The following is a 25,384-nucleotide window of genomic DNA, read 5'->3' as shown; positions in this document are numbered from 1 at the left end:
TCAGCACCCCCTTTGCCCGGCCAGAGGCAGCTTGACGCGAAAAATCGTTCCCGCTCCCCTGCTGCTTTTAACTTCAATCAGTCCCCTTTGCTGTTCTATCATTTTATAGGCCAGGGCCAACCCCAGCCCCATACCCCCGGGTTTGGTGGTATAGAAAGGCTCAAACACCCGGGTTAAATCCTCTTCGGCTATCCCCGGCCCGGTATCAGCAAATTGCACTATCACCCAGTTCTCTTCCTGATAACTACTAATATTCAATTCTCCGCCATCGGGCATGGCTTCAACTGCATTTAAAACCAGATTGAGAAAAACCTGTTTCAATTTCTCTCCATCACCGGCAACCCGAGGTAATTCTGGCTCCAGAGCAGTTTTTACCATGACCTGTTGTCTCTGGATATAGGGACCGGCCAGATACAAAACGGAATCAATGACACTATTTACATTAAGCGGCTGTATCACCGGTGGCACCGGTCTGGCATAAGCCAGAAACTCTTGCACGGTTTTATTTTGCCGTTCTACCTGTTCCTGCAATACCTGCAAATATTCCTGCAACTCCCCCTGGTCCGCAAATTCCTCCCGCATTACCTGTAAAGTGGTTTTCATTATGCCCAGGGGATTACGGATTTCATGGGCCACCCCGGCCACCAGGCGACCGAGAGCAGCCAGGCGGTCATTCTGGGCCAGCTGCTCCTCCAGCAACTTTTTCTCTTCCACTGCATTGGCCAGCTGATTGATGGCAGCTGCAATTTCCCCCAGCTCATCATTGCCCTTTACCGGCAGCCGATAGGAAGAATCCTGGGATAATTGCTCCAGGCCGGCGGTTATCTCCCGAACCCGTTGTTTCATACGGTTCAATAGCCAGAAGGTAGCCAGAACACCGATTAAAGCCGAAAGGGGAATCAGGATTGATACAATCCTGATTCCGGTTCTGACCAGGTTAAAACCCTCCTGAACCCTTTCTACCACCAGCAATGTTCCCTGCCGCTGGCCTCGGGCTGAAATCGGATAAGCACTGGCAATTAATACACCGCCTGGTCCATCTCTGACCACAGTGCGGGGTTGTTGCAGTTCTTCCGGCTTAATCCCGAAGAATCCAGGTTCTCCCGGGGGGCGGCCCGGGGGAGGAAAGAAAATATATTTTTCTCCCTGTACCGGCTGACTGAAAATCAGGTTTGATCCCAGCCGGGGCAGGGAAAGAGCCACTACTACCCGCGGATTGCTTTCTGTCAGCCGTCCGGCCTGTTCCTCAAAGTAAGTTTTGATCAGTTCAGCCGAGGTACCCTTTTCCAGTTGACTAACCAGCCCCCTCTGCAGGCTTTGGCCTGCTACCTCCAGCTTTTCCTTCTTATCCTGCAGAATTTCCTCATTGTAGCGACCCGCCACCACGTGCAGGGAAACCAGGGTAAAGATCAGCAGGGTCAATACACTGCCCAGAATGGTGCCCATCTGAAATACCAGGGATTGGTTAAACTTTCTGCGCAAGTTTGCCACCTCTTCTTACTGATAACGCAGGGCCTCGATGGGATTGAGTTTGGCCGCTTTGTTGGCCGGATAGATTCCAAAAATAACCCCTACCAGCAAGGCAAAACCAAAAGCGATACCGATTATCTGCCAGGAAATAGCAGCGCTAACACCAAGAAACTGATTAAGCAGTTTGGAACCAGCAACACCCAGCACTATTCCAAAGAGACCACCTGCTCCACTCACTACCAGGGCCTCAATTAGAAACTGCCGCAGAATATCCCGCCGTCTGGCTCCGATAGCTTTACGGATCCCGATTTCCCTGGTCCGCTCCGTCACGGTTACCAGCATAATGTTCATTATGCCGATACCCCCTACTAGCAGGGAGATTCCAGCTATTCCCCCCAGCATCAGGGTAAGCATTCCAGTAACCTGACTTACGGTGGAAAGCATTTCTGCCTGGCTAAAAACCCGATAAGCATCGGTATTTTTAAGCTTACGATAAAGTAAATTATCCAGCTGGGCCACTACCCCGTCTACATCTTCAGGGCTGGTAGCCTGAACATAAACAAAGCGAATTCCTCTGGTATTGAGCAGGCGTTCAGCCGTACTCAGAGGTATCATTACTTTATCGTCATTGGAACCAAAGGAAGCAGCCCCTTTTTCCTCCAGCAATCCGACTACAACAAAATTTTCGCCATTGATTTTGATGGTTTTACCAACCGGATTGGTTTGACCAAACAATTCTTTGGCCACCTCAGTACCAACCAGGGCCACCCGCTGGCGCAAGCTAACATCGGAGTCAAGCAGAAACCGTCCCCGCTGGGTGTGAAAGTTACGTACTTCTTCATATTCAGGAGTTACACCCTCCAGGGAAGTATCATATTTTTTATTGCCATATTTAACAGTAACGTTGCCATTGAGCACCGGGGCCACACCCTTAACTCCGGGACGTTCCTGCCACTTTAATACTTCTTCGTAGGTTAGCGTATCATCAATTTCACTGGACCGTAAGGAAACACTGACCAGGTTTGAACCCAGGCCCTGAATCCGGCCGGTAACCGACTGGCTGGTACCTTGAGCAATGGAAACCAGGATAATCACGGCTGCCACCCCGATAATAACTCCCAGCATGGTGAGGAAGGAGCGCAGCTTATTGGCCTTGATCCCTGCCCAGGCCAGTTTGATAATTTGCCAGTTACTCATCGCCTCCCCTCCTCTGCTAGCAGCATGCCATCCTGAATCCGGACCACCCGGGGCAGGCGGGCGGCAATATTCTGGTCATGGGTGATAATAATTATAGTCTTACCCTGCTGATGTAGCTGAGCGAGAATCTCCATCACTTCCCGACCGGAACGGCTGTCCAGGTTACCGGTCGGTTCATCGGCCAGAATCACCGGCGGATCCCCGGCCAGGGCCCGGGCAATGGCCACCCGCTGCTGCTGTCCCCCGGAGAGCTCCACCGGCTTATGGTCGATTCGATCACTCAGCCCTACTTTTTCCAGGGCCTCTAATGCCCGTTTGCGCCTTTCCGCTCCCCCAATCCCGCGATAGATCAGAGGTAATTCTACGTTTTCCAGAGCCGTCAGACTGGGAAGAAGATTGAAATTCTGAAACACAAAACCGATTTTCCGGTTGCGAATTTCCGCCAGCTCATCCTCATCCAGCTCACTGACTTCTTTGCCATCGAGAAAATACTTGCCTGATGTAGGCACATCAAGACAGCCCAGTATATTCATAAGGGTGGATTTGCCCGACCCGGAGGGCCCAACAATCCCTACCATCTCTCCGGCACTAATGGATAAACTGACATTATTCAATGCCTTGACCAGTACTTTTCCCATCTGGTAATGTTTGCTCAATTCCTCCAGCCGGATCATTATCTCATCCCTCCCGGAGGCCCACCAGCACCCGGGAAGCGGGGTTGCTGATTACTATTGTTCTTGCGTACTACCTCTGGCAAGACCACCCGGTCTCCTTCCTTCAGCCCGCTTTTGATTTCAATCATGGTTTCATTATACAGACCTGTTTCCACCGCTTGCAAGCTGCCAGCCTCAGTCCGGACAAACTTCCTGTCGCCCCGTTCGATGATAGCTTCAATTGGCAACATCAGGGCATCCTTTTTATCCTCAACCAGGATTTCCACATTGGCAGTCATCCCTGCTTTTAACCCGGTAGTATCATCCAGGACCAGAGTCACGTCAAAACTTGCCACTTTGTTCTGCACCGTACCCTGAGCGGCAATTTCCGTCACAGTGCCGGCAAATTTCCGCTCTGGATAGGCATCCACAGTGATTTCGGCTTTCTGACCGGTATAGATTTTGCCGATATCCGTTTCATCTACCGGTACTACCACCTGCAAGCTGGGGCTAAGCAGGGTAGCTAGGATTTGCCCGCTTTTCACCTCATCTCCAACCTGCAAGTTACCACTACCATTATTGCTGGCACTGGTTGTGGCAGAGCTGTTATTGCTGCTTCCACTTAAAGTGCTACTAGCCTGACTTAAATAAACAATTCCGTCCCAGGGAGCGTATATTTTCGTTTCCGCCTGTTGCTGTTCCACTTGTGCCAAAGCCAGGCGGGCTTGTTCTACCCGCAATTCCTGACTGGCGATCTGGGAAACCAGTGAGTCATTGCTGAGGCTGACCAAAAGCTGTCCTTTCCGCACATAGCTGTTTTCATCCACTAGCAGTTTAGTTACCGTCTCACCGGTTAAGGCCCTCACGGTAGTGGTATCAGCCCAGGCCAGTGTACCGGCAGACAATCCGGTTTCCGTTCCAGCCGCAGTCTGAACCGTTACCTGGGTTTTCATTCCAGGGGACAGAGAGCCTGGATTGGTAATTTCAACTGTAACATCATAGAGTTTGGCGCCATTGCTATCGGCCCGACCATTACGGTCGACTTCGGTTACGGTTCCTGTTAAAGTAGTAAATAGATCGGTAACTGTAACTTCAGCTTTTTGCCCCACCTTTATCTGGTTAATCTGAGCTTCATTAAAGGATATTTTTGTTTTCAGTTTACTGCGATCTTCAATAGTCAATAACGTCATGCCTTTTTGTATTTCCTGTCCAGTACTTACCTGAACTCCTGTCACATATCCGCTGACCGGAGCTGTGATCTGCAGCTGCCGTTGCTGGGTTTTCAGGTTGGCCAGTTCCAGCTCCGCCTGTTTTAGTTCCAGGCGGCTGCGGGCCAGGTCATACGCCAGACTATCGGCAGTGATGGTGAACAAAAGGTCCCCTGCTTTTACCTGCTGACCATTCTGGAAATTGATACTGCTGATTTTCCCGCTGACCGCCGTGGTAATACTCTTACTGGCTGCCGGTTGAATGGTGCCATTACCGCTGATGGTAACTTGTAACTCGCCTTTCCGGACAGCGATGCTTGCCTGCTGGCTGGTGGCAGCTGTTTTGTTGCGGCCCAGCCAGCCCCAGGCCGCTCCTGCCACTACCAGTAGACTGATACCGATGATTAAAGCCAACTTTCCTTTCTTCACTTATCTCTAAACCCCCTCGTTTATTTTTTCATTTCTTTATATTGCAATTTGCATGCCAGGGGTTGTACCTGGTTCGATTAGGCTCTTGTTGGGCTAGTGTATAAAAACAAACAAAATGACTGTCTGAAAACAGACAGTCATTTCTTTTCATTTCTCTTTAATTCTATAAAAGTTAAACAGTATAATATTTCTTTAACCGTTAATAAATAATCATATCAGCCTGAGCTAATCTAATGCGATAACCAGCCACAGGCTTAAATCAGCTTAATCAGGGCAATACTAAGTTTGTATATGTACCTGCAAAGTTGTATTCTTTTCCTGTAGTTCTTTAGTTTACAAAATTCGGAGGGGGATATATGTACCGTATTTTGAAAAAACTGCTGGTCGGTGACCCTATGCCTACTAGCCGACTCAGTCATGAAACCATGCCTAAAAGAAAAGCTCTGGCCGTATACGCCTCTGATGCTCTATCCTCTGTAGCCTATGCCACCGAAGAAATCACCCTGGTGCTGGCATTATTCGGCGCTCAGGCCATGGGTTATTTGACACCAATTTCCCTGGCCATTATCTTTTTACTTCTGATCGTCGTTTTATCTTACCGCCACGTAATCAGAGTTTACACCAGTGGCGGCGGTTCCTATGTGGTAGCTAAGGAAAACCTGGGTACAATCTATGGATTAATTGCCGGTGCCTCCCTATTAATTGACTATCTGCTCACTGTTTCCGTTAGCATCTCTTCAGGTACTGCAGCAATTACCTCTGCCTTCCCCAGATTATTGCCGTATACTGTCCATATTGCTATATTCTTTATATTTCTTCTTACTGTTATTAATCTAAGGGGTATTAGTGAAGCTTCAACTATTCTTGCCTACCCACCTTATTTATTTCTTTTCAGTATGGCTTTTATGATCCTCGCTGGACTGTGGCGCTACTACACCTATGGTGCCCCACCTGTAATGCCAGCAGCTCAGCTGCAACCAGTTTATGCTAATTTCGGGCTACTGGCGATTTTGCGCGCCTTTTCCGGTGGTTGTACAGCCCTAACCGGGGTAGAGGCAGTTAGTAATGGTGTGCCTACCTTTAAAGAACCCAAAGCCAGAAATGCTATTATTGTTTTGTTCGCATTAGGCGGTATTGCCATTTTTCTTTTCGGTGGCACCAGCCTGTTAGCGGAGTTATTTGGGGTAGTACCTGTAAAAGGCGAGACCCTGGTTTCCCAAATCGCCGAAATTGCTTTCGGAGGGCGTAACTGGGCTTACTATCTCTTACAGGCCAGCACTGCTTTAATACTAATTCTGGCTGCAAACACAAGTTATAATGGCGCGCCTTTGTTAGCCTCCCGGCTGGCAGCCGATGGTTTTCTGCCTCATTTTCTGACCATTCGCGGAGACCGCCTGGTATATTCAAATGGAATCATTCTCTTAGGAGCAGCTGCCGCCTTTCTGGTCCTGATTTTTCATGGAGACACCCATTTGCTCATTCCCTTGTATGCTATTGGTGTTTTCCTTTCATTTACTCTCTCCCAGATTGGCATGGTAAAACACTGGTTAAAAAACCGGGATAGAGGCTGGCAATTTAATCTTTTAATCAATGCTATCGGTGCAATCATTACCGGTATTGTTACTATAGTAATCGCTACTACCAAATTTACTGCTGGTGCCTGGATAGTCATCATTTTAATACCTCTACTGGTTTATCTGTTCATTGCCATAAAAAGGCACTATGCCGATGTAGCAGAGGATTTATCCACAGCCTGTAATGTGGAAATAAGACACTTTCGAAAAAATACCGTTATCATTCCTGTCAGTACCTTTACCAAGGCTGTCATCAATACAGTACAGTATGCTCGCTCAATTAGTCAGCATATCATAGCAGTTACGGTAAATACCAATGAGCACAATCTGGAGAAATTGCAGCAAAAATGGCAATGTTTTGAATCGGATATTCCTTTAGTTATTCTAGATTCACCCTATCGGTCAATCACCCAGCCGCTGGTGGAATACCTAGAAAAACTGGAACAGGAAGCTGGTCCTGATGAAATCATCACAGTCCTCTTGCCAGAGTTTATTCCCCGCAAATGGTGGCACTTCTTCCTGCACAATCAGACCGGGTTAATTTTAAAAGCCTCGCTGACTCTGAAAAAAGATGTGGTTATTGGTTCTGTACCTTTCCATCTCTCTAAATAAGCGGCCAGAAGGAAAGGATTTTGCACCTATAACTATAGGCAGAAGTGGCCCAAAAGGAGCGCTTTTGGGCCACCCTTTCTGGCCATAAAAACACCCCCATCATCCCTAACAATTTCTTTAAGAAAGGAAGGAACAACAATGAAAGGGGATAAAAATTGCTTTAACCCCAAAACCCCGGATTTTGAAAACCAGGTTAGGTCAAGTTTTGCCAGACAAGCAGTAATGAAACTTATTGGCGCTGAACTGGCTAAAGTAGCACCTGGTGAAGTGGAAATTCAACTCCCTTTTAGAAATGACCTCACTCAACAACATGGTTTCCTGCACGCCGGGATTATTACTACTATTGTGGACAACGCCTGCGGTTATGCCGCTTTGAGTCTGATGCCAGACAATGCTACTGTTCTGACTATTGAATTTAAGGTAAATTTTCTTTCACCGGCAAAGGGAGAGTTGTTTTTGGCTAAAGGTAAGGTTGTAAAACCAGGGCATACAATCACCGTTTGCGCAGGAGAAGTTTTTTCCCTTGAGGGAGAAAAACAAAAGCTCATTGCTACTATGACAGCAACTATGATGATGCTCCAGGGACGTCCTGGAATCCCGCCCGGTTAATAAAGGTTTGACCCCACCCCCATTCTCAGCAAAAAATTTCCCCGGCTCTGCCAGGCCGGGGTACAAGGTGGGTAGAGGATTTAGATTTTATAGCCCTGAAAATCCAGGACTTTGGCAGCAATGGTACGGGTGAGACCCAGCCAGTCAACAAAAGGTGGACGGGCCAGTTTCTTGAGGGCACTGAGCTGGGTAGCCAGCACATCCCCTTTTTCGATAGCCAGCAGTACTTCCCGGGCATAGCCTTCCACCCGCCGGAAAGCATCGAAGCAATAGAAAGAAGTCATGGCCACAGCCAGATCGGCATACAGGTCTTTGGCCTGCACTTTCTTGATGGTGCGCAGTACCGCGCTTTCCATGGCAAAGATTTCGATGACCAGATCTGCGATGCGAGCCAGGACCTCCTGTTCATCCTGCAGTTTCTGCCCCAGTTTCTGCACAGCAGAACCAGCAGTCAGCAGGAAAATTTTCTTGGCCCGTTCCACCAGCTGGGCTTCCCGGGTTACCGGTTCATCGCTAACCGGAGTCAGAGGCTGTAACAGCTCTTTCTGCAGGGCCTGAGCCACTTGCAGGAAGGGCAATTCATTTTTCATCGCCTTGCGCATCAGCATGCCGGGAATGATCAGCCGGTTTATTTCATTGGTCCCTTCAAAAATCCGGTTGATCCGGGAGTCACGGTAAATGCGTTCGACTGGATATTCGGAAATATAACCATAACCGCCATGAATCTGAACAGCTTCATCAGCTACAAAGTCCAGGGCCTCGGAAGCAAAGACTTTGTTAATACTGCACTCCAGAGCATATTCTTCGATTGCCCGCCCGATTCTGGGTCCGGCATCTTCAGCATGGTGGTCGATTTCAGCCAGGGCAGCATCGATTAGGCCTCCGGTACGGTAGACCATACTTTCAGTGACATAGATGCTGGTAGCCATACGGGCCAGTTTTTCCCGAATCATACCAAAGGAGGCGATGGGCTTGCCGAACTGCTTACGCTCCAGGCTGTATTTGGCCGCCAGCTCGATGGCATGTTTTGCTGCTCCCAGACAACCTACCGCCAGCTTGTAACGGCCGATATTGAGGATGTTGAAGGCAATGACATGGCCTTTGCCGATTTCGCCCAGTACATTTTCCACCGGCACTTTGGCGTTTTCCAGAATAACCTGGCGAGTGGTAGAGCCTTTAATTCCCATTTTCTTTTCCTCGGGGCCCAGGCTGAGGCCTTCGGTCTCCCGGTCCACGATAAAAGCAGTAAACTTGTCACCATCCACTTTGGCATAAACCACGAAAACATCAGCCATACCGGCGTTGGTGATAAACTGCTTGGTACCGTTGAGGATGTAATATTTTCCATCAGCACTGAGGTCAGCCCGGGTTTTAGCTCCCAGCGCATCGGAACCGGAAGTTGGTTCAGTCAAGCAATAGGCGGCAATCTTTTCCCCACTGGCCAGGGCAGGCAGATAGCGTTTTTTCTGGTCGGCATTACCGAACAGCACAATGGGCAATGAGCCGATACCGGTATGAGCCCCATGGGCCAGCCCGAAGGATCCGCCCCGGGTCAGGTTTTCCGCAATCAACATGGAGCTGATTTTATCCAGACCAGCACCATCATATTCTTCCGGAATATCGGCCGCCAGCAGGCCCAGCTCCCCGGCCTGTTTCAGCAAGGAAGACATAAGTTCCGGGTTTAATTTTTCCAATTCTTCTACCCGCGGCTCTACCTCTTTGGCGGTAAAATCAAAGGCGGTTTTGGCAATCATCTTATGTTCTTCGGTAAATTCCTCCGGAGTAAAGACCTGTTCCGGACTGACAGGGCCCAGCAAAAATGCGCCCCCTTTTACTCTTTCTCCCATGCTCATTTCCTCCCTTCATAATTAGGCCAGTACTTCAAAGATTCCGGCAGCACCCATACCGCCACCGATACACATACTGACGATACCGTAACCACCGCCCCGCCGTCTCAGTTCATTAATCAGGCTGACGGTGAGTTTAGCTCCTGTACAACCCAGGGGATGACCCAGGGCAATGGCGCCACCATTGGGGTTGACCCTGGCAGGATCCAGCTCCAGTTTTTTTATGACATAGAGAGCCTGAGAAGCAAAGGCTTCATTCAGCTCAACCACTTTGATATCATCCAAAGTCAGCCCGGCAATTTTCAAGGCCTTGGGAATGGCTACTACCGGACCAATCCCCATTTCATCAGGGTGAACCCCACCCACAGCAAAGGCCTTGAATACCGCCAGGGGCTCTAGACCCAGCTCTTCTGCCTTCTCTCTGGCCATGACCATGACAAAAGCAGCTCCGTCACTGGTCTGGGAAGAGTTCCCGGCAGTTACAGTACCTTTTGCATGGAAGGCAGGCTTGAGTTTGGCCAGCGCTTCCAGAGAAGTGTCAGACCGCACCCCTTCATCAGTGTCGAAGATAATTTCCTTTTTGCCCTGTTTTACAGTCAGGGGAACGATTTCATCCTTAAACCGGCCTTCCCGAATAGCCGCTGCTGCTTTCTGGTGGCTGGCCAGAGCAAAGCGATCCTGTTCCTCCCGGGTAATACCATAGCGCTGGGCCACATTTTCCGCCGTCAGACCCATGCCCATATAGGCAGCAGGCATGTGTTCCATTAACCAGGGGTTGGGGGCAATCTTATTGCCACCCATCGGGACCATACTCATGGATTCCACGCCACCGGCCAGGATGATATCCGCCTGGCCGATCATAATTTGCTGGGCAGCCAGGGCAATGGCGTTTAAACCGGAGGAACAAAAACGGTTAATAGTAAACCCGGGTACAGTGATAGGCAATTCCGCCCGCAGGACCAGCACCCGGCCCATGTTGAAACCCTGTTCCCCTTCCGGGAAAGAGCAACCGACAATCACATCATCTATCATTTCAGGTTGAACCTGCGGTACCCGTTCCAGCACATTGCGGATCACCGCTGCCCCCATATCTTCCGGGCGAACATGCCGCAAGGTCCCTTTGGGTGCTTTCCCTACCGCAGTACGAGCACCGGCAACAATCACAGCTTCCCTCATTCTTTCCACCTCCTAGTTCCGCAAGGGTTTGCCCGTGGCCAGCATGTGTTGCATGCGGGCCTGGGTCTTGGGTTCACCGGCCAGACTCAGGAAGGCTTCCCGTTCCAGATCCAGCAGATACTGTTCAGTTACCAGAGTGCCAGCCGGCACCTTGCCACCGGAGAGGACATAGGCAACTTTTTTGGCCAGGTGTTCGTCATATTCGCTGATATAGCCCCCCATCTTCAGAGAATAGGCTCCTAAGGCCATGGTGGCATAACCCGACTCCCCGACCACCGGAATCTGTTTGGGCTCTGGTGGCATAAAGCCGGTACGATCCATGGCCAGAACCGCTTCCCTGGCTTCAGCAATCAGATAATCACTATTGAAGGTAATCCCATCGCTTGCCCGCAGGTAGCCCAGAGTTTTAGCCTCAGGACCACTGGTGGAAACTTTGGCCATGGCAATGGTTTCAAAGGCCTTGTTGACAAAGGGCTGCAGGTCAGTTCTGGTGCCAGCCGGGATACCTTCATACATACGCAATAACAGCTCCTTGCAGCCACCACCAGCCGGGATCAGGCCTACACCCAGCTCCACCAGACCCATATAAGTCTCAGCTGCTGCCTGAATCCTATGGGTATGGGCACAGACCTCATAGCCTCCGCCCAGGGTCATGCCGAAGGGCGCCGCCACGACCGGTCTGCGGCAGTATTTCAGGCTCATCACGGCGTTCTGGAAGGTGCGGACCATCAGCTCGATTTCATCCCAGTCCCCTGCCTGGGATTCAAACAGCATCCACATCAGGTTAGCACCAACACAGAAGTTTTTCCCTTGATTACCAACTACCAAACCCACAAAGTTTTTCTCCACTTCTTCCACCGCAACGCGAATAGCATCAGTGATATCCCCACCGATGGCATTGTTGGGGGAATGGAATTCCAGACAAGCGACGCCATCACCCAGATCCACCAGGCTGGCACCGGAGTTACGGTAAATCACGGCTCCAGGTTGCTCTTTCCGGTTTTTCAGGATAATTAACCCCGGTTTATCTTCCACCAGGACATAGTCCTCTTTGTTCCAGTCATACTGCCATAACTGGCCCTGTTCCTTCTTGTAGAAGGACTTGAAGCCTTTAGCCAGCATGTTTTTTACCCAGGCGGGTACTTCCTGACCTTCAGCCTCCATACGGGCCACAGTAGCTTCTACCCCCAGGGCATCAAAGGTGGCAAAGGGCCCCATTTGCCAGTTAAAGCCCCATTCCATGGCTTTATCTATGGCCAGAATGCTGTCGGCAATCTCCTGGGCTTTGCGGGCAGCGTACAACAGGGGACGGCTGACTGCAAGCCAGGCCATTTGACTGTACTTGTCCTTGCCATTAACCAGAGCCTTCATCTGACCGGCCAGCCCACCGGGAGCCTGTTTGGCCATCTCCACCTGGGGCAACTTCACCTTCTGCTGGGGCCGGTAAGTCAAGGTTTGCCAGTCAAGGGTCAAGACCTGCTTGCCTTCCGGAGTTTTTACCTTTTGATAAAACCCTTGTCCAGTTTTATCCCCCAGCCACTTGTTCTCCACCATTTTGGTCAAAAACTCGGGAATGCGGAAAGCCTCTTTTTCCCATTGTTCGGTGACATTATCCCGTACATTGGCCGCTACATGCAGGAAAGTGTCCAGTCCAACCATATCCAGAGTACGGAAGGAAGCGCTCTTGGGTCGCCCCAGAGCCGGTCCGGTGAGAGCATCCACTTCTTCCGGAGTCAGGCCCAGTTCTTCCATGGCCTGGGCCGTAGATACCATACCATAAACTCCAATGCGATTAGCAATAAAATTGGGAGTATCTTTGCACAAAACTATTCCTTTACCCAGGCGACGTTCCCCGAACCAGGACAAAAACTCCACAATTTCCGGCAGGGTATCTGTTCCCGGGATAATTTCCAGCAGCTTCATATAGCGGGGAGGGTTAAAGAAATGGGTTCCCAGAAAATGCTGTCTGAATTCCAGCGCCAGGCCCTCCACCATTTTATTGACGGAAATACCAGAAGTATTGGTGCTGACAATGGCTCCTGGCTTGCGATACTGAGCTACTCTGGCCAGTAATTGTTGCTTGATAGCCAGGTTTTCCACTACCACTTCGATAATCCAGTCAGCATCCTTGATTTTCGGCAAATCATCCTCAAAGTTCCCGATTTCAATACGTTGAGCTACTTCCGGCACAAACAGGGGAGCCGGTTTGCTCTTGAGTAAAAGTTCTTTGCCCCTGGCTGCAAATCGATTGCGGACCTGCGGGCTTTCCATCGTCAACCCCTTGGCCTGTTCTTCCGGAGTCAGTTCCCTGGGCACAATGTCCAGCAACAGAACCGGAATGCCCACATTGGCCAGATGGCCAGCAATGGTAGCACCCATCACCCCGGCACCAAGGACCGCAGCTGTGCGGATTTCCCTTTTCATTCCCTCTACCTCCCTTTTACCCACATCTTACTGAATGAGTATTCATTCTGATTTAATTTTAGCTGTCAATCCTTACCTGTGTCAAGATAATTTTTGCAAAATTCAAGCAAAAAATTTGGCAGCAATATATAGACACAATTGCAGCAAATGTGTCATACTTATTTAGCGAAAAAATATATTTTGTATGCAGGATTTTCTCTGTTTTCGGCGAATAGTGTTATGTGGCTTAACAATAAGGGGAGGTTTATGGTGAGATGAAGAAAATTAGAATCGGTATCAATGGTTTTGGTCGCATTGGCCGTCTGGTCATGCGGGCAGCGGCCCTGGATCCTGTTTTTGAGGTAGTGGCCATCAATGCATCCTACGCTCCATCCATACTGGCCCACTTGTTAAAATATGATACAATCCATCGGGTTTATAGTGCAGATGTTGCTGCCGGAGAGCAGGAAATCTATGTTAATGGCCAGAAAGTTCGTTGTCTATCCGACCGGGATCCCCGCAATTTGCCCTGGGGTGACCTGGGAATAGATATCGTCATCGAGGCCACCGGCAAATTTAAAGACCGGGACGGGGCCAGTCTACACCTGGCTTCCGGTGCCAAAAAAGTAATTATCACAGCTCCAGGCAAAAACGAAGATGTGACCATCGTAATGGGCGTAAACGAACAGACCTATGACCCGGCCAATCATCATATTATTTCCAATGCTTCCTGTACCACCAACTGCCTGGCCCCGGTGGCCAAGGTGCTGCATGAGAAATTCGGCATCATCAGCGGTATGATGACTACCGTTCATGCCTATACCAATGACCAGAAAAACCTGGATAATCCCCATAAGGATTTACGGCGGGCCCGGGCCTGTGCCCAGTCCATCATTCCCACCACTACCGGCGCTGCCAAAGCCGTAGGCAAGGTGTTGCCGGAGCTGAATGGCAAATTGAACGGCCTGGCCCTGCGGGTACCTACCCCCAATGTTTCAGTGGTAGACCTGGTCGCAGATTTTGAACAAGAAGTTTCAGTGGAAACCATCAATGCCGCCCTGAAGGAAGCGGCCAATGGTGCGCTGAAAGGCATTCTGGCCTATACCGAGGAACCCCTGGTGTCCTCTGATTTCATCGGCCACTCCGCTTCCTCGATTGTCGATGGCCTTTCTACCATGGCCATTAGCAAGCATCAGGCCAAGGTCCTGGCCTGGTATGACAATGAGTGGGGTTATTCCTGCCGGGTAGTAGATCTGGCCCGTTATGTCGGGGAAAGACTGGAATAAAAAAGTTAGACCGCTAATCATTCAGCCCCTGGCTTTATTGGGCCAGGGGCTGGTTATTATTAATAGGTAGTATCCTATACATAAAATAAAGTCTCTAAATATTTTACACACCAGGAGGTTGGTAAAATGCTCTCGGTATTATCAGGTACCATTTTTCTTGTCTCTGTGCTGCTAATTTCGTCAATACAAAAACAATTAGCCTCTGGTATTAAGATCATCGGAATAACAGGGTTAGTCTCTATAGGTCTGGCAGCAATTTTTTCCGGTATACTGGTTGGAGGCGACCGTATTCGAGCAAATTACTCATCAGAAAATCCAGAAGATTTTTTGCGGAGAAAAAAATATTTACTTTTCTCTTCTGGTTTGCCGTACCAAATCTGTTACTGGCTCTAGTTTACTATTACTCCCCCTTTTCCCGGCCCTAAATTAACCCCCCTGTAGTAGCATACAATTCTACCACAGGGGGTTTTGTGCCCTTTTCCGGGATTCAGTTTAGTTTACTTCCTTTCAAACTCCACGAGAAAAATGTCCTGGAACATGCCCCGGCGTATCTCATCGTCCCGCTTGATAATGTAGTGAAACGAATTCAGCTTTTCAAAGAGTTCGCGGGCGGCTTGCTCTTTTGCTATCACATTAGGGTGCGCCGTTTGGTCTGCCTGCTTCACTTCAACCACTGCCCACCCATTATTTTTGAGTTTAAGTATAAAGTCTGGATAATAGCGCCTCCAGCGTTCTTCCAGCTCATCGTAATATTCCACGTAAAACTCATTATGTCCGACGTCAGTAATGCCGCCAGTATAGTAAATTTCCTCTATATCCTTATGCTCCACGAAATATTCAAAAAGCCGTTTCTCTGACTCGTTATCAAATATGTAGGGCTCAATATGGAAACTATTTGGGTACCTCCCGTCATACATTTCCAAAGCTCTCTTGTCTTCTTCCACTACCCAATTTACGGGGAAATTCTTAGCAAGCTCAACTTCTTCCCATTCCACCTCATTAACTACCTCATACCGGAAAACTGCATCTAAGATACGGTAGACAATAACCTCTATGAGGCGGTTTTCGCAGTTTACCCAGGCAAGACAACCATCAATACCCATATCGCTGTTCCGTAAAATTTTTTCCACCTTGAGGCAGGGTAAATGAGTGTACCTGCTTATCTCTTCCACCAGGGTGTAGAGGGTATAGTCCTTTTGGCGGCGTTGTAGAGTCTGGCTGTCCTTGACGGCGAGTTTTATCTTTTTACCATTTGTTGCCATCTCTCGTTCCGTTACGAAAGCCACGAATTCGTTCTTATGATTGGTGTAATATTCATCCAGGGCCAGCTTAATTTGGCCGGTCTCCTCCTGATCCTGGCGCAGAACTTTTACACGCTGCTTAGCCAGTTTTATTTTGACGTCTTTACGCTTTTGAATGGTAACCTTGCGCTTGTTCTTGCGCCCTTCAAGTTCGGACATGGTGGTGCCCAGGTTCTTCTGAATTTCATTCTCCAGTATGGCCCGGTTCTCAGTAGAGAGGAAAATGGTTGCCGTCTGGGGCATGTCTCCAATGGCCCGGAGGCATCGTAAGGATGACTGGAGAAGGAATACCTTGCTGCGGGGCCTGCGATACATGGCAGTAGCAAACAGGCTGCGGCAGTTCCATCCTTCCGTACCCTTACCCACCAGAAGAATAAACTGGTCTTCGGATTCTGGAGTATCCAGGAGCCGGAAACGGCGGATATTCTCGTACTCAACGTCACTGTGGTTGACCAGGATTTTAGTCAGGGGAATGCTTTGTTCTGCCAGGACTTTTTCTAACAGGGGCCTGAACTCATCCTCCAGTTCGGAAATAGTAGTGCAGTAGAAAGCGATTTTAGGTAGCATCCCTTCACGCCGCTCTTCCCCGTATTGACGCCAGAACCGGTCTACCACGTCCCTGATAAACTCTTCCGTCTTGGTATTGGCGTAGTCAATGAATTTGACCTGCTTCAAGTGCCCGTCATCAATGGCCTGTTTGACGGAATAAAAGAAAACCACTTCAGGGAGCATCTTACCATCCACATATGGGGTACCGGTGAGATTGATACACCCAGCCAGAGGAGACTTGCGGTCAAGCCGGTTGATTGTCTCCCGCACACGCTTCAGGTCGTTGGTAATTGATGTCCCGAAAGCATGGTGGGCCTCATCCACAAATACAGCCAGGTTGTCCAGCTGTTCTAGTTTCCGCAAGCGGTCGTTGACTTTCCATTCACCCTCTATATCTTTAACCACCGGGAAGAGGGTCTGCTGTCCGTTGCTGTTGTTTCCCTGCTTCTTGAGGATAATCTTTTGCCCGTTCGAGACAATAATGTTGTACGCCGAACTGGACAGTACGGAAAGCTCGGTCTGGACATCGGAAAGGTAATGAAACTTTAGATTGCTGGACAGAAAAAGAGCATATTCCTGCGGAATTACCCTGGAATAGTCAAAATCCTGGATTTCCCGTAGAGAATCAAAGATAGTGGTGTCAGGAGCAAAGACCAGGGCATTCTTGGCGAAGCGCCCGTCCTCTGGATAATGCTCGGCCAGGATAAAATCATAAAAAATCATGGTTGCCATGAGGATGGTTTTACCAGTTCCCATACCCAGGGCAAAAAGCCAGTTGGGGTAGGCAAGCCCCTGCAATTCGCTATCCAGAGCCTCCAGGAGGGCTTTCTTTTGCTTAATTTCTTCCAGTTGCTCCGCTGTTAGCGCTAATACATCCAACTGTGTGCCTTCCGGTAACAAAAGCCGGCGGTATAATTCTTTGATGGTAGGGTTGCCTTGGATTTCTTTAAGGTAGACGTAAAGCTCAAAAGCGTCCACCTGCGGTGGGCGTAAAAAGCCAACCTCCCGGATGTGGCGCAAGATGTTCTGGGTCTCGGGGAAGACCTTTTTAAAAAAGTCTCCCTCGTAAAAGCGCTCGTTCTCTTCCTGCCGCAAGCGTTTCCCAGCAAATTCATCACTGGAATAGCCCCGGCACTGTTCAAAAGTCTGCCACAGTTGGTCTAAAAAAGAAATTGTGCTCATCATACCACCTCAACCTTTGCTTGCCGGGTAAGCAGCATAAAATCGTGCTTAGTGACCCGTCCCGTGCCTTGGACAAACCATGCCCATCTTTTAGAAGAGTCACGCCCCTGAAAGCATCCAGCTTCTCCCTTAATTCAGCACGCAAAACAACGGGATTTTCGGTATAGATACTGACGGAATCCACCTCGAAGACGTAAGAATACTTTTCGGGATGCTTTACCAGCGGGTGATGTTTCTGCACAGGGGATGATTTTACCCTGGCGTGGGCTACCACGCCCGTCGCGGTGGCATAAAAACAAATCCAGTCGCCCGGCTTAACTTTCCGGCCAAGAGAATTTTCGCTGACGGCGTAAATTCCTGCACCTAGGAGTTTTTTTATACGTTCTTCTGCGGTTTGAGTGTCATCAGACGCTACCGGAGCGAGGTAATACTGAACATCAGTACCTTCTGGCTCCGATGAAGGCTCATTAGTAGTTTCTTCCTGCGGCTGTTGTATGCCTTCGCCGGCAGTGCGGATTTCTTTCGCTACCAGACCGGCAATCAGTTCAACCAGAGAATCAACTACAGGACCCGTTGGCCGGAGCATAGTTAAAACAGCCTCGTGTTCCATTTCGTAATCGGCTAAAAGTTCAGCCAGGGTAAGCAGTTTATCAGCGGTAACAACCCGTAATTGGTGGATACGCTTTTCAGCAATAATGGAGTTTTCCAGTTGCTTCAGTTCAGCATCACTGCGCCCTACTACATAAAGACCCAGAGCATGGTCCCAGTCGGGTATCTTTTGTTCGGATATAAGCCGGTCTATGTAACCGAGGAGAGTAGCCGTTTTTATGGCATAAACATCAGTTGTTTTCACTTCTACGACGATATAAAGACCGGAAGGGGACTTCCACACGCCGTCAAACCCGATTTCCCCCTGGACGCCTTTATATCTACCAAAGGTTACGTCAAAACCCAAAAGGCGGCCTAAGTGGTTCACTAGGTCTTGTAAGGCCCGGTTGTACTGCTCCCCGGGCCTGCGCAGACACTCTTCCACGTAATCGCGCACAGCGCCAACGCTGGTCAAATTTTGGGACAAGAATCGGCGGAATCGTTCCCTTGGCGTTTTCTCGCCTGGAGCATCATCTAGGTCGCCAACCAGTTCTAACACCTGTTCCAGTGGCATCATTTTACTTCCGCCTCCAGGACCTCAAAAAAATCCTCCGACAGCACATCCACAATCTTAACGGCAATTTTCTGCCCGGGTCCAGTGAGAGGGAGTTCGTAGACCCCAGATACCATATCCTTCTTGCCGGGAATATCTTGAATAGCGGGCTTAAACACCTCACCATCATAGTTTGGGTCAATGAGGACTGCTTCTACTAATTGCCGCCAGTCCTCGATTTCTTCAGGATCATCCTCCAGTTGCAGTTTCTGCAGGAGCATGGGGGAGTAGAACTGTCGTATCTCTACCACTGCTTTGCCTCCCTCCAGCCTTAAAGCGATGTCCGCTTCAGGGGGACGTTTGAAGATAATATCCTTGCGGTCCGTAAGGATGTCGCGTATTTCAAAGGGAATGTTGACCACATTTAAGCGTTTGGCATAATCCAACACGTCGTACTCGTGGCCGCTGCATAGAATGAGCACGCCCCGCCTGTAGTTAGCTTCTATTTCATTTTCGCCTTTGGAGAGTATCTCATCAAAAACTGCCTGCACATCCTCCTTGGAGCAGACCCGGTTTAGTTCTACCACCTTAACCCATTTGCCGTTCAGGATACCATCAAAGAAAGAGCGCTTTACCGGTTCTACCCCGTAAAGTTTCATTACTATCTCTTTGGCCTCCAGGGCATTCTTGAAAATGTCATAGTGGTTAACGTTATAAACGGCAAAGGCAGGGTAAAACTTTTTCCCTTCGTCCAGTAGGGTTTGTTGCCGCATCTTTTCCTGCTGTTCTTTGATGATTTGCGAAACCCTTCGTGCTGTGGTATGAATAGCCCCTAAATTGATGTCACTGCCAATCCAGCGGCGGCCCAGCTTCTGGGCTACAGCCAGGGTAGTGCCGGACCCGCAGAAAAAGTCGGCTACAAGGTCGCCAGGGTTGGAAGCTACATTTAAAATTTCCTTAAGCAACGTCTCATTTTTTTCGGTTGGATACCCTGTCGTAAAAGCGGATGCAGTAATATCATCCCATAGGTTATCCCTGCCGATATATTCAGTAGCTGGTATGCGATATTCAGGTTTTCCGGTATTTGGATTAGGCCGTAAATCCCCTGCTTCAATCATTTTCTGTGCTTCTTCTTGTGATTTCAACCAGTGCCTGCCCGGCGGAGGCAATTGACCGAACAATTCATAGGTCAAGTTGGGACGAATATTGGGAGCATCGAACCCGTGCCACCGCTCTTCCTTCGGAGCATACTTCAAGGAGGGTCTTAATCTTGGGTTTTCGGATTTAGAATAGAGCAAGATATAATCACAGCCCTCGTTAAAAGAAAATATTCCAGATTCTTCAACATAACTTTTCTTAATACGCTTTACGATTAACTGATTCCGGTAGTTGGAATTACCATATATTTCATCAAGTATAATTTTTATATAATGTACTCGTTCATCATTCAAATGAATAAAAATAAAGCCTTCTTCCGATAGCAATTCCCGCATCAACTGCAATCTCTCAAACATGAATTGGAGGTAAAGGTCATTAGCCCAAATATCTGTATATTGCTTCTCCTCAATTACGGAGGTGTCACCCTCTAATTGCTTGCCTCTTAACCTAATGCGCTTCCGATAGTCCGCTTTAGAATCGAAGGGAGGGTCTATGTAGATGAGTTTAATCTTCCCTCTGAACTCTTTCATTAAATGGCTCATTACCTGCAGATTGTCACCCCAGTAGAGGCGGCTAACCCAGCCGTCTTCAATCGGCTCACCGTATTGCTCTTTAAGTTAAGCTTCATAATATTTCACGGCTCGCAAAGGCCGTTTCCCTAGCCAATGAAGCATAGGGCGGCCAGGAGCCTCCTTAATGTCAAACATCGTTAACTGCTTTTCATCCTGTGTCAAAAATACCCCTCCTCTTCTCTATTCTATATTGCTTGTCGTAGCTGACGTAATTAATGCTTTCTCTAAACAAGCTTCCCAGAAAGTCCAATCCGAAAAAGAATATGGTCATCCTCTTAAAAACCGATATAAGGACCAATTCGATACAGAATGAAAAGATCCTCCGTCTGCCGCACAGCAGCGGAGGTTTTATATTCTATCTTTTCATTCCTGCCAGAAATTCGGTCAAAAAAGAGTTATTAAACAGCACTTTCATGGATTTTTGCATATACCGTTTCTTGAAACTATCTTCAGCTTCCTGGCAATACTGGCGCATTTTTTCCCGGTAGAACACCTTGAAACAGCGAACCATGGCTTCCCGCAGCTCCTCCCGGCTCATAGCCCGGCTGGGCATGATGGGATGAACCAGGTCATACTTGCTGAAATCCCATTCCTCTACTCTTTCCGCTACCTCCTGCCACAGGTCGGCATAAGGCCATGGCGTCAGGAAGAGAAAATGGGCCAGATCCGGATTATACCGCAAGGCTTGCTGCAAAGTCTCTTCAATGGACCGGGGCGTTTCCTCCCAGTGTCCCAGGAGAAAAGAGCACTCGGTCAAAATTCCCTGCTCATTCAGCAGGCGGATGGCTGTTTCCGCCTCTTCCGCCTTTATATTCTTCTGCAAGGCATTCAGAGTAGCCTGGTTGGCCGATTCCACGCCGATATAGACATGGATAAACCCGGCGGCCCGGTATTTCCAGAGGATGTCCTGATCCCGTACAATATCGGGGGCCCTGGTTTCCATCGTCAGCATGACCCCCGGTTGAGCCTCAAGCAAAAGATCGAGGAACTTTTCCCAGCGTTCCCGGTTTTTAGTGGTATATTCATCAGCAAACAGTACCATCTCCACCCCAAAACGGTCCCGCAACTCCAGGATCTCCTGAACCAGAGATTTAGGACTGCGCTCCCGGTATTGTTTACGCCAGAAATGGTGCTGGGAACAAAAGCGACATTCCTGATCACAACCGCGGGAGCCACTGACAATTGCCAGCCGGGAATCGGTAATCCGGTAGCGGTATAAATCCCAGTCCAGCAAATCCCAGGCTGGTGCCAGGGTATCCAGATCTTCAATAAGAGGCCTTGGCTCGGTGGCGCAAGGCTCGCCTTGTTCCCGGTAGGCAATGCCCCTGACAGTCCGGAAACTGCGCCCATCCTGCCAGGCCTGCACCAGTTCCGGGAAAGTCTCTTCCCCTTCCCACCTGATGATCACATCAACCCAGGGAGAGCTGGTTAAAATTTCTTCCCAGCAGAAGGTGGCATGGATTCCTCCCATCACCAGCAAGGCAGTGGGTAACACCTCTCTGACCGCTTTCAGTGTGGCTATTGCCGCCGGTGCGCTGGCAGTGGTAGCCGTAATTCCTACTACTTGCGGCCTCACCTGAGCCAGTCTGGCTTGGATCTCAGCCACGCTATGATTTAAAGACATGGCATCATAAATTTCAACCTGTATGCCTTTATTCCGCAAAGCCCCTGCCAGATACACCAGATTTAAAGGCGGCCAGGTTCCGGTAATTTCAATAACCCCTGCATGATAGGGAGGAGTGAGCAAAACTACATGGGCGCTCACAACACCACCTCCGCCGCTTTTCTTGCACCATCCGTTACAAACCATTATATTATTCGTCACCGACAGGGTTATTTTCCTGCTTTTCCGCAAAATTTGTTGCAAATTTTTTTAGCAGCAACCAGCAGAGGAAAATCAGGGCCAGAAAAGCGGCCACATCCACCTTCAGAGCCTGCCAGCCCTGGCCCCGGTCCACCAGGGCCCGTAAACCATGGGTATAATAGGTCAGAGGCAAAATAAAGCTGAGGGGTTTTAAGGGATCAGGAATTGCTAACATAGGCCAGGTATAGCCTGACAGGAGAAAAGAGGGCATGGCAATCAGCATGGTTACCTGAGTGGCCTCCAGCTGGGTCCGGCTGAAAAGAGATGCTGTCAGCCCCACTGCGACTAAAGCCAGAATAAATAGCAAATTAAAGACCAGAAGCAAAAGACCATTGCCCTTGATGGGAACACCCCAAAGCCAATGTAAAAGGGCAAAGGTCAAGAGGGAATCCAGACAGCCGACCAGGAAATAAACCAATCCTTTACCCAGAAGCACCGTCTTGAGTCCCCCTGGGCTCTGCAGCAAACGAATCCAGGTTCCCTGCTCCTTTTCCCTGGTGATAGCTAAAGCGACCCCCAGCAATAGGACCTGCTGAATTACGGCTCCCAGCAACCCGGGCAAGAGAAAGTTAGTATAATTAAAAGTGGGATTGTAAAGGACCCGATAGCGGAACAACAAAGGTTGCAGGGTATGCCGGGCTTTTTCCGGATTTATGCCCGCTGCTTCCATGACTTTCAGACTGGCTCCGGCGCCAAAGGTGGCGACGATCTCATTGGCCGCCCTGGTGGCAGCATTGGCGATAATCATATTGCTGCCATTGATCAGGGTCATAATCGCCGGACTTTTTCCCTCTTTTAAGTCCCTGGTCAATCCCGCCGGAATTATCAGCACTATCTGCGCCCGACCTGCATCTATTTCCTTTTGCGCCTCTGTCTCATTCAGAGCAAAACCGCTTATGCGAAAGGTTTCCGACTGGTCATAGGCCCGTACCAGTTCCCGGCTCAGATAGGAATTTTCTTCATCCACCACCAGTGTGGGCAATTCCCTTACTTTTTGCGCCGAATAAAGATAACCAAAAATCAGCAGATAAAGTGCTGGTATTAAGAATAAAACCGCTGCCAGGCGTCGGTCCTTTTTAATATGCAGAAATTCCAGCCAGGCGATGTCACTGATTTTCATGCCGACACCCCTCCCTGCAAAGCCCGAGAGAGTTCTACCGGTGCCACCAGAACAGCTTCATTTCCTTTCAGCCACAGAACTTTATCTACTGGCAAATTTTCTGCCTCCTGCCAGAACGCAGTGGTCAATACTATCGTTTTGCCAGACTGCAAGGAAAGCTGCAAATTATCGAAAATCACTGTTCGTGTTCCAGGATCGGCTATTACCAGAGGTTCATCCCAGACAATCAAGGGAGCGTTCCCCGCGAGACTGACCGCAAGATTTATTCTCTGCCTGAGCGGCCCTTCCAGCTCTCCCACCGGTTTCCGCCAGGCTTCTTCCAGTTGCCAGTTATGTTTTAACTCCCTGGTTAATTGTTCATTATAGCCGGTAAAAAAGTTGATAGTTTCTTCCCCGGTCAAATCGGGCCATAGCCCCAGGCTCTGGGGCGCATAACCCACTCGGGTAATGGGCAAGGGCAATCCTCCCCGCACAGGTTGGCCAGCCAGTCTAACTTCCCCGGACGCTGCGATTCTAGCGCCGATCAGAACCTCCAGTAACTGGGTTTTGCCACTATTGCGAGCTCCATAGACCAGTAGTAACTCACCAGGTTGCAAGCGCCAGGATAGATTCTGAAAATAGTAACCTCGGCGGCGGGCAATACTGAGGTTGTTAACTTCCAACATTATTCCCACCCCTTTACAGGCGTATTTTTGCTGTCAAACCCGGCCGCAATTTGTGATCCCGGTTCACCAGTTTGATTTTAACGGCAAAAGAACGAATATCCGTCTGCCCCAGTTCACTGGTAGCTTTTTTCACCGCAAAATCAGCGGCAGCGCTGATATTTACGATTTTACCCTTATAGACGGCATTATTCAGGGCAGGAATTTCTACCGTCACTTCCTTGCCAGTGGACAGAGAGGCCAGTTTGTCCTCAGTAACATAGATCTTGATAAAGAGGTCATCCAAATCCACCAGGGTGGCAAAAGGCAAGCCAGCTGCCACCATCTCCCCTGCCTCCATATTGCGGGTTAATACTATCCCGCCAGCGGGAGCATAGAGCAGGCGATTTTCATACATGGCCTGAGCAGCATTGAGGGCCCCCCTGGCCTGTTCCACTGCGGCTTTGGCTGCCTGCACATCTTTTTCCCGCAAGTTGATTTGCTCCAGATTGGCCTGGGCCAAAGCCACATCATCGGCCGCAGCTTCTACTTCTTTCTGCCCGGCTGTTCCGCTGGCCAGATTATAGGTCTCTCTGGCTCTTGCCAGTTCTGCCTCGGCTTTGGCATACGCCATCTGGGCTTCTTCATATTTGCTTTTTGGCACTGCTCCCTCCCGGTACAGTTCCTGAACCCGTTGCCAGTTGGCTTTAGCAATGTCATTAGCGGTCTGGGCCGCATCCAGGGCAGCTTTGGCCATGGCTACATTCTTGCGGTTAGCATCAGCCTTGGCAGCATAGCCACTCTGGGCTTTGCTGAGCTGGGCCCAGGCTCCTTCTCTGGTCGCCTTAACCGCTGCCTCAGCCTGAGCTACTTTCGCCACAGCCGCCTGATAGGTACCGCGGGCCTGTTCCAGCTGGGCGGCCAGTTCTTTACTTTCCAGCTCTGCCAGGAGCTGACCTGGTTTTACCTGGTCTCCTTCTTCAATGTATACCTTCGCTAATTTGCCGGGGATCTTGAAGGCTACGTCTATTTCTGTACCCTCGATGGTAGCTGTGTAGGTGTTCCCGCCTGTCAGGATACTGCCACTACTACTGCCACCGCCCATGAGCCAGAAACCACTAAAAGCCAGGGCCAGTATTCCAGCGGCGGTAATTGTTAGCATCCTTTTTCTTGGCATTATAACTCCCCCTTTTTGTACTGACTGGTCAGTTTTTATTATAGTGCAACTTATTTCCTTGCGCAATCATTTTTTAATGGTAGGGATGTTTTGTCAAGGGATTTTTTTTGCAATTACAACCCAATCCGTTATAATATACAAGAAATTCTTCAGAAAGAAGGGGTAATATTGGGTAACTGGGTAGTACCGTACGTAACTTTCAATGGCAATTGCGA

18 protein-coding genes are annotated in these 25,384 nt (G+C 49.3%); 4 read left to right on the top strand and 14 right to left on the bottom strand.

Features of this window, described 5'->3' with window-relative positions; genetic code table 11:
- The 4 genes from CTH_RS05385 to CTH_RS05370 are packed head-to-tail and all read right to left on the bottom strand — an operon-like array spanning position 1 to position 4,957.
- Positions 1–1,482, bottom strand: a complete 1,482-nt coding sequence (locus CTH_RS05385; protein WP_078666314.1) for a sensor histidine kinase — start codon at positions 1,480–1,482, stop codon at positions 1–3.
- Positions 1,483–1,497: 15 nt separating this feature from the next.
- Positions 1,498–2,667: an ABC transporter permease gene (locus tag CTH_RS05380; protein ID WP_107753274.1), complete on the bottom strand. Its 1,170-nt coding sequence runs from the start codon at positions 2,665–2,667 to the stop codon at positions 1,498–1,500.
- Positions 2,664–3,341 carry an ABC transporter ATP-binding protein gene (locus CTH_RS05375; RefSeq protein ID WP_078666316.1) on the bottom strand — a complete coding sequence of 226 codons (678 nt, stop codon included), beginning with the start codon at positions 3,339–3,341 and terminating at the stop codon, positions 2,664–2,666. The genes CTH_RS05380 and CTH_RS05375 overlap by 4 nt, the downstream gene beginning before the upstream one ends.
- Complete coding sequence (locus CTH_RS05370) at positions 3,341–4,957, bottom strand: efflux RND transporter periplasmic adaptor subunit (RefSeq protein ID WP_078666317.1); 1,617 nt, start codon at positions 4,955–4,957, stop codon at positions 3,341–3,343. Before CTH_RS05370 ends, CTH_RS05375 begins: the two co-directional genes overlap by 1 nt.
- Before the next feature lie 356 nt (positions 4,958–5,313).
- Here CTH_RS05370 and CTH_RS05365 point away from each other — a divergent pair, with 356 nt between their 5' ends.
- Together CTH_RS05365 and CTH_RS05360 are read left to right on the top strand one after the other, a co-directional pair.
- The gene (locus CTH_RS05365) at positions 5,314–7,143 is read left to right on the top strand and encodes an APC family permease (protein WP_078666318.1); all 1,830 of its coding nucleotides are present in this window, start codon (positions 5,314–5,316) and stop codon (positions 7,141–7,143) included.
- A 138-nt stretch (positions 7,144–7,281) separates the two neighbouring features.
- Positions 7,282–7,752: a PaaI family thioesterase gene (locus tag CTH_RS05360; protein ID WP_078666319.1), complete on the top strand. Its 471-nt coding sequence runs from the start codon at positions 7,282–7,284 to the stop codon at positions 7,750–7,752.
- 80 nt (positions 7,753–7,832) lie between these two features.
- On the opposite strand, the gene CTH_RS05355 is transcribed toward CTH_RS05360, so the two are convergent.
- The 3 genes from CTH_RS05355 to CTH_RS05345 are packed head-to-tail and all read right to left on the bottom strand — an operon-like array spanning position 7,833 to position 13,199.
- Positions 7,833–9,599 carry an acyl-CoA dehydrogenase family protein gene (locus CTH_RS05355; RefSeq protein WP_207656833.1) on the bottom strand — a complete coding sequence of 589 codons (1,767 nt, stop codon included), beginning with the start codon at positions 9,597–9,599 and terminating at the stop codon, positions 7,833–7,835.
- 21 nt (positions 9,600–9,620) lie between these two features.
- Positions 9,621–10,775 carry a thiolase family protein gene (locus tag CTH_RS05350; RefSeq protein ID WP_078666341.1) on the bottom strand — a complete coding sequence of 385 codons (1,155 nt, stop codon included), beginning with the start codon at positions 10,773–10,775 and terminating at the stop codon, positions 9,621–9,623.
- Between the two features lie 12 nt (positions 10,776–10,787).
- Complete coding sequence (locus tag CTH_RS05345; protein WP_079906575.1) at positions 10,788–13,199, bottom strand: 3-hydroxyacyl-CoA dehydrogenase/enoyl-CoA hydratase family protein; 2,412 nt, start codon at positions 13,197–13,199, stop codon at positions 10,788–10,790.
- A 254-nt stretch (positions 13,200–13,453) separates the two neighbouring features.
- Here CTH_RS05345 and CTH_RS05340 point away from each other — a divergent pair, with 254 nt between their 5' ends.
- On the top strand, positions 13,454–14,464 hold the full coding sequence (locus tag CTH_RS05340) for a glyceraldehyde-3-phosphate dehydrogenase (protein ID WP_079906574.1): 1,011 nt from the start codon (positions 13,454–13,456) through the stop codon (positions 14,462–14,464).
- A gap of 126 nt (positions 14,465–14,590) precedes the next feature.
- Positions 14,591–14,857, top strand: coding sequence for a DUF5316 family protein (locus tag CTH_RS05335; RefSeq protein WP_107753270.1), 267 nt, complete (start codon positions 14,591–14,593; stop codon positions 14,855–14,857).
- 104 nt (positions 14,858–14,961) lie between these two features.
- On the opposite strand, the gene CTH_RS05330 is transcribed toward CTH_RS05335, so the two are convergent.
- The 7 genes from CTH_RS05330 to CTH_RS05300 form a co-directional block, all read right to left on the bottom strand.
- Positions 14,962–17,496: a DEAD/DEAH box helicase family protein gene (locus CTH_RS05330; protein WP_107753268.1), complete on the bottom strand. Its 2,535-nt coding sequence runs from the start codon at positions 17,494–17,496 to the stop codon at positions 14,962–14,964.
- Entirely contained in the window at positions 17,453–18,661 is a 1,209-nt protein-coding gene (locus tag CTH_RS05325) for an EVE domain-containing protein (RefSeq protein ID WP_318262787.1), read from the bottom strand. Before CTH_RS05325 ends, CTH_RS05330 begins: the two co-directional genes overlap by 44 nt.
- The gene (locus tag CTH_RS05320; protein ID WP_318262786.1) at positions 18,658–20,325 is read right to left on the bottom strand and encodes a site-specific DNA-methyltransferase; all 1,668 of its coding nucleotides are present in this window, start codon (positions 20,323–20,325) and stop codon (positions 18,658–18,660) included. Before CTH_RS05320 ends, CTH_RS05325 begins: the two co-directional genes overlap by 4 nt.
- 397 nt (positions 20,326–20,722) lie before the next feature.
- Entirely contained in the window at positions 20,723–22,132 is a 1,410-nt protein-coding gene (locus CTH_RS05315) for a B12-binding domain-containing radical SAM protein (protein WP_159073823.1), read from the bottom strand.
- 49 nt (positions 22,133–22,181) lie between these two features.
- Positions 22,182–23,351: an ABC transporter permease gene (locus CTH_RS05310; protein WP_079906568.1), complete on the bottom strand. Its 1,170-nt coding sequence runs from the start codon at positions 23,349–23,351 to the stop codon at positions 22,182–22,184.
- Complete coding sequence (locus CTH_RS05305; protein ID WP_078666346.1) at positions 23,348–24,016, bottom strand: ATP-binding cassette domain-containing protein; 669 nt, start codon at positions 24,014–24,016, stop codon at positions 23,348–23,350. The genes CTH_RS05310 and CTH_RS05305 overlap by 4 nt, the downstream gene beginning before the upstream one ends.
- A 13-nt stretch (positions 24,017–24,029) precedes the next feature.
- Positions 24,030–25,169 (bottom strand): HlyD family secretion protein, encoded by a 1,140-nt coding sequence (locus CTH_RS05300; protein WP_107753264.1) that lies wholly within the window; start codon positions 25,167–25,169, stop codon positions 24,030–24,032.
- Positions 25,170–25,384 lie beyond the last annotated feature (215 nt).

It is taken from the genome of Carboxydocella thermautotrophica (assembly GCA_003054495.1).
Lineage (GTDB): Bacteria > Bacillota.
Note: the sequence above shows the minus strand (reverse complement) of the source record. Positions and strands in the feature narration are given on the sequence as shown.

What these genes read in the sequence shown, in the direction of transcription:
- CTH_RS05380 (WP_107753274.1), bottom strand. Translation starts at nt 2,667, where the DNA reads ATGAGTAACTGGCAAATTATCAAACTGGCCTGGGCAGGGATCAAGGCC.
- CTH_RS05375 (WP_078666316.1), bottom strand. Translation starts at nt 3,341, where the DNA reads ATGATCCGGCTGGAGGAATTGAGCAAACATTACCAGATGGGAAAAGTA.
- CTH_RS05365 (WP_078666318.1), top strand. Translation starts at nt 5,314, where the DNA reads ATGTACCGTATTTTGAAAAAACTGCTGGTCGGTGACCCTATGCCTACT.
- CTH_RS05360 (WP_078666319.1), top strand. Translation starts at nt 7,282, where the DNA reads ATGAAAGGGGATAAAAATTGCTTTAACCCCAAAACCCCGGATTTTGAA.
- CTH_RS05355 (WP_207656833.1), bottom strand. Translation starts at nt 9,599, where the DNA reads ATGGGAGAAAGAGTAAAAGGGGGCGCATTTTTGCTGGGCCCTGTCAGT.
- CTH_RS05350 (WP_078666341.1), bottom strand. Translation starts at nt 10,775, where the DNA reads ATGAGGGAAGCTGTGATTGTTGCCGGTGCTCGTACTGCGGTAGGGAAA.
- CTH_RS05345 (WP_079906575.1), bottom strand. Translation starts at nt 13,199, where the DNA reads ATGAAAAGGGAAATCCGCACAGCTGCGGTCCTTGGTGCCGGGGTGATG.
- CTH_RS05340 (WP_079906574.1), top strand. Translation starts at nt 13,454, where the DNA reads ATGAAGAAAATTAGAATCGGTATCAATGGTTTTGGTCGCATTGGCCGT.
- CTH_RS05335 (WP_107753270.1), top strand. Translation starts at nt 14,591, where the DNA reads ATGCTCTCGGTATTATCAGGTACCATTTTTCTTGTCTCTGTGCTGCTA.
- CTH_RS05330 (WP_107753268.1), bottom strand. Translation starts at nt 17,496, where the DNA reads ATGAGCACAATTTCTTTTTTAGACCAACTGTGGCAGACTTTTGAACAG.
- CTH_RS05325 (WP_318262787.1), bottom strand. Translation starts at nt 18,661, where the DNA reads ATGATGCCACTGGAACAGGTGTTAGAACTGGTTGGCGACCTAGATGAT.
- CTH_RS05320 (WP_318262786.1), bottom strand. Translation starts at nt 20,325, where the DNA reads ATGAAAGAGTTCAGAGGGAAGATTAAACTCATCTACATAGACCCTCCC.
- CTH_RS05310 (WP_079906568.1), bottom strand. Translation starts at nt 23,351, where the DNA reads ATGAAAATCAGTGACATCGCCTGGCTGGAATTTCTGCATATTAAAAAG.
- CTH_RS05305 (WP_078666346.1), bottom strand. Translation starts at nt 24,016, where the DNA reads ATGTTGGAAGTTAACAACCTCAGTATTGCCCGCCGCCGAGGTTACTAT.
- CTH_RS05300 (WP_107753264.1), bottom strand. Translation starts at nt 25,169, where the DNA reads ATGCCAAGAAAAAGGATGCTAACAATTACCGCCGCTGGAATACTGGCC.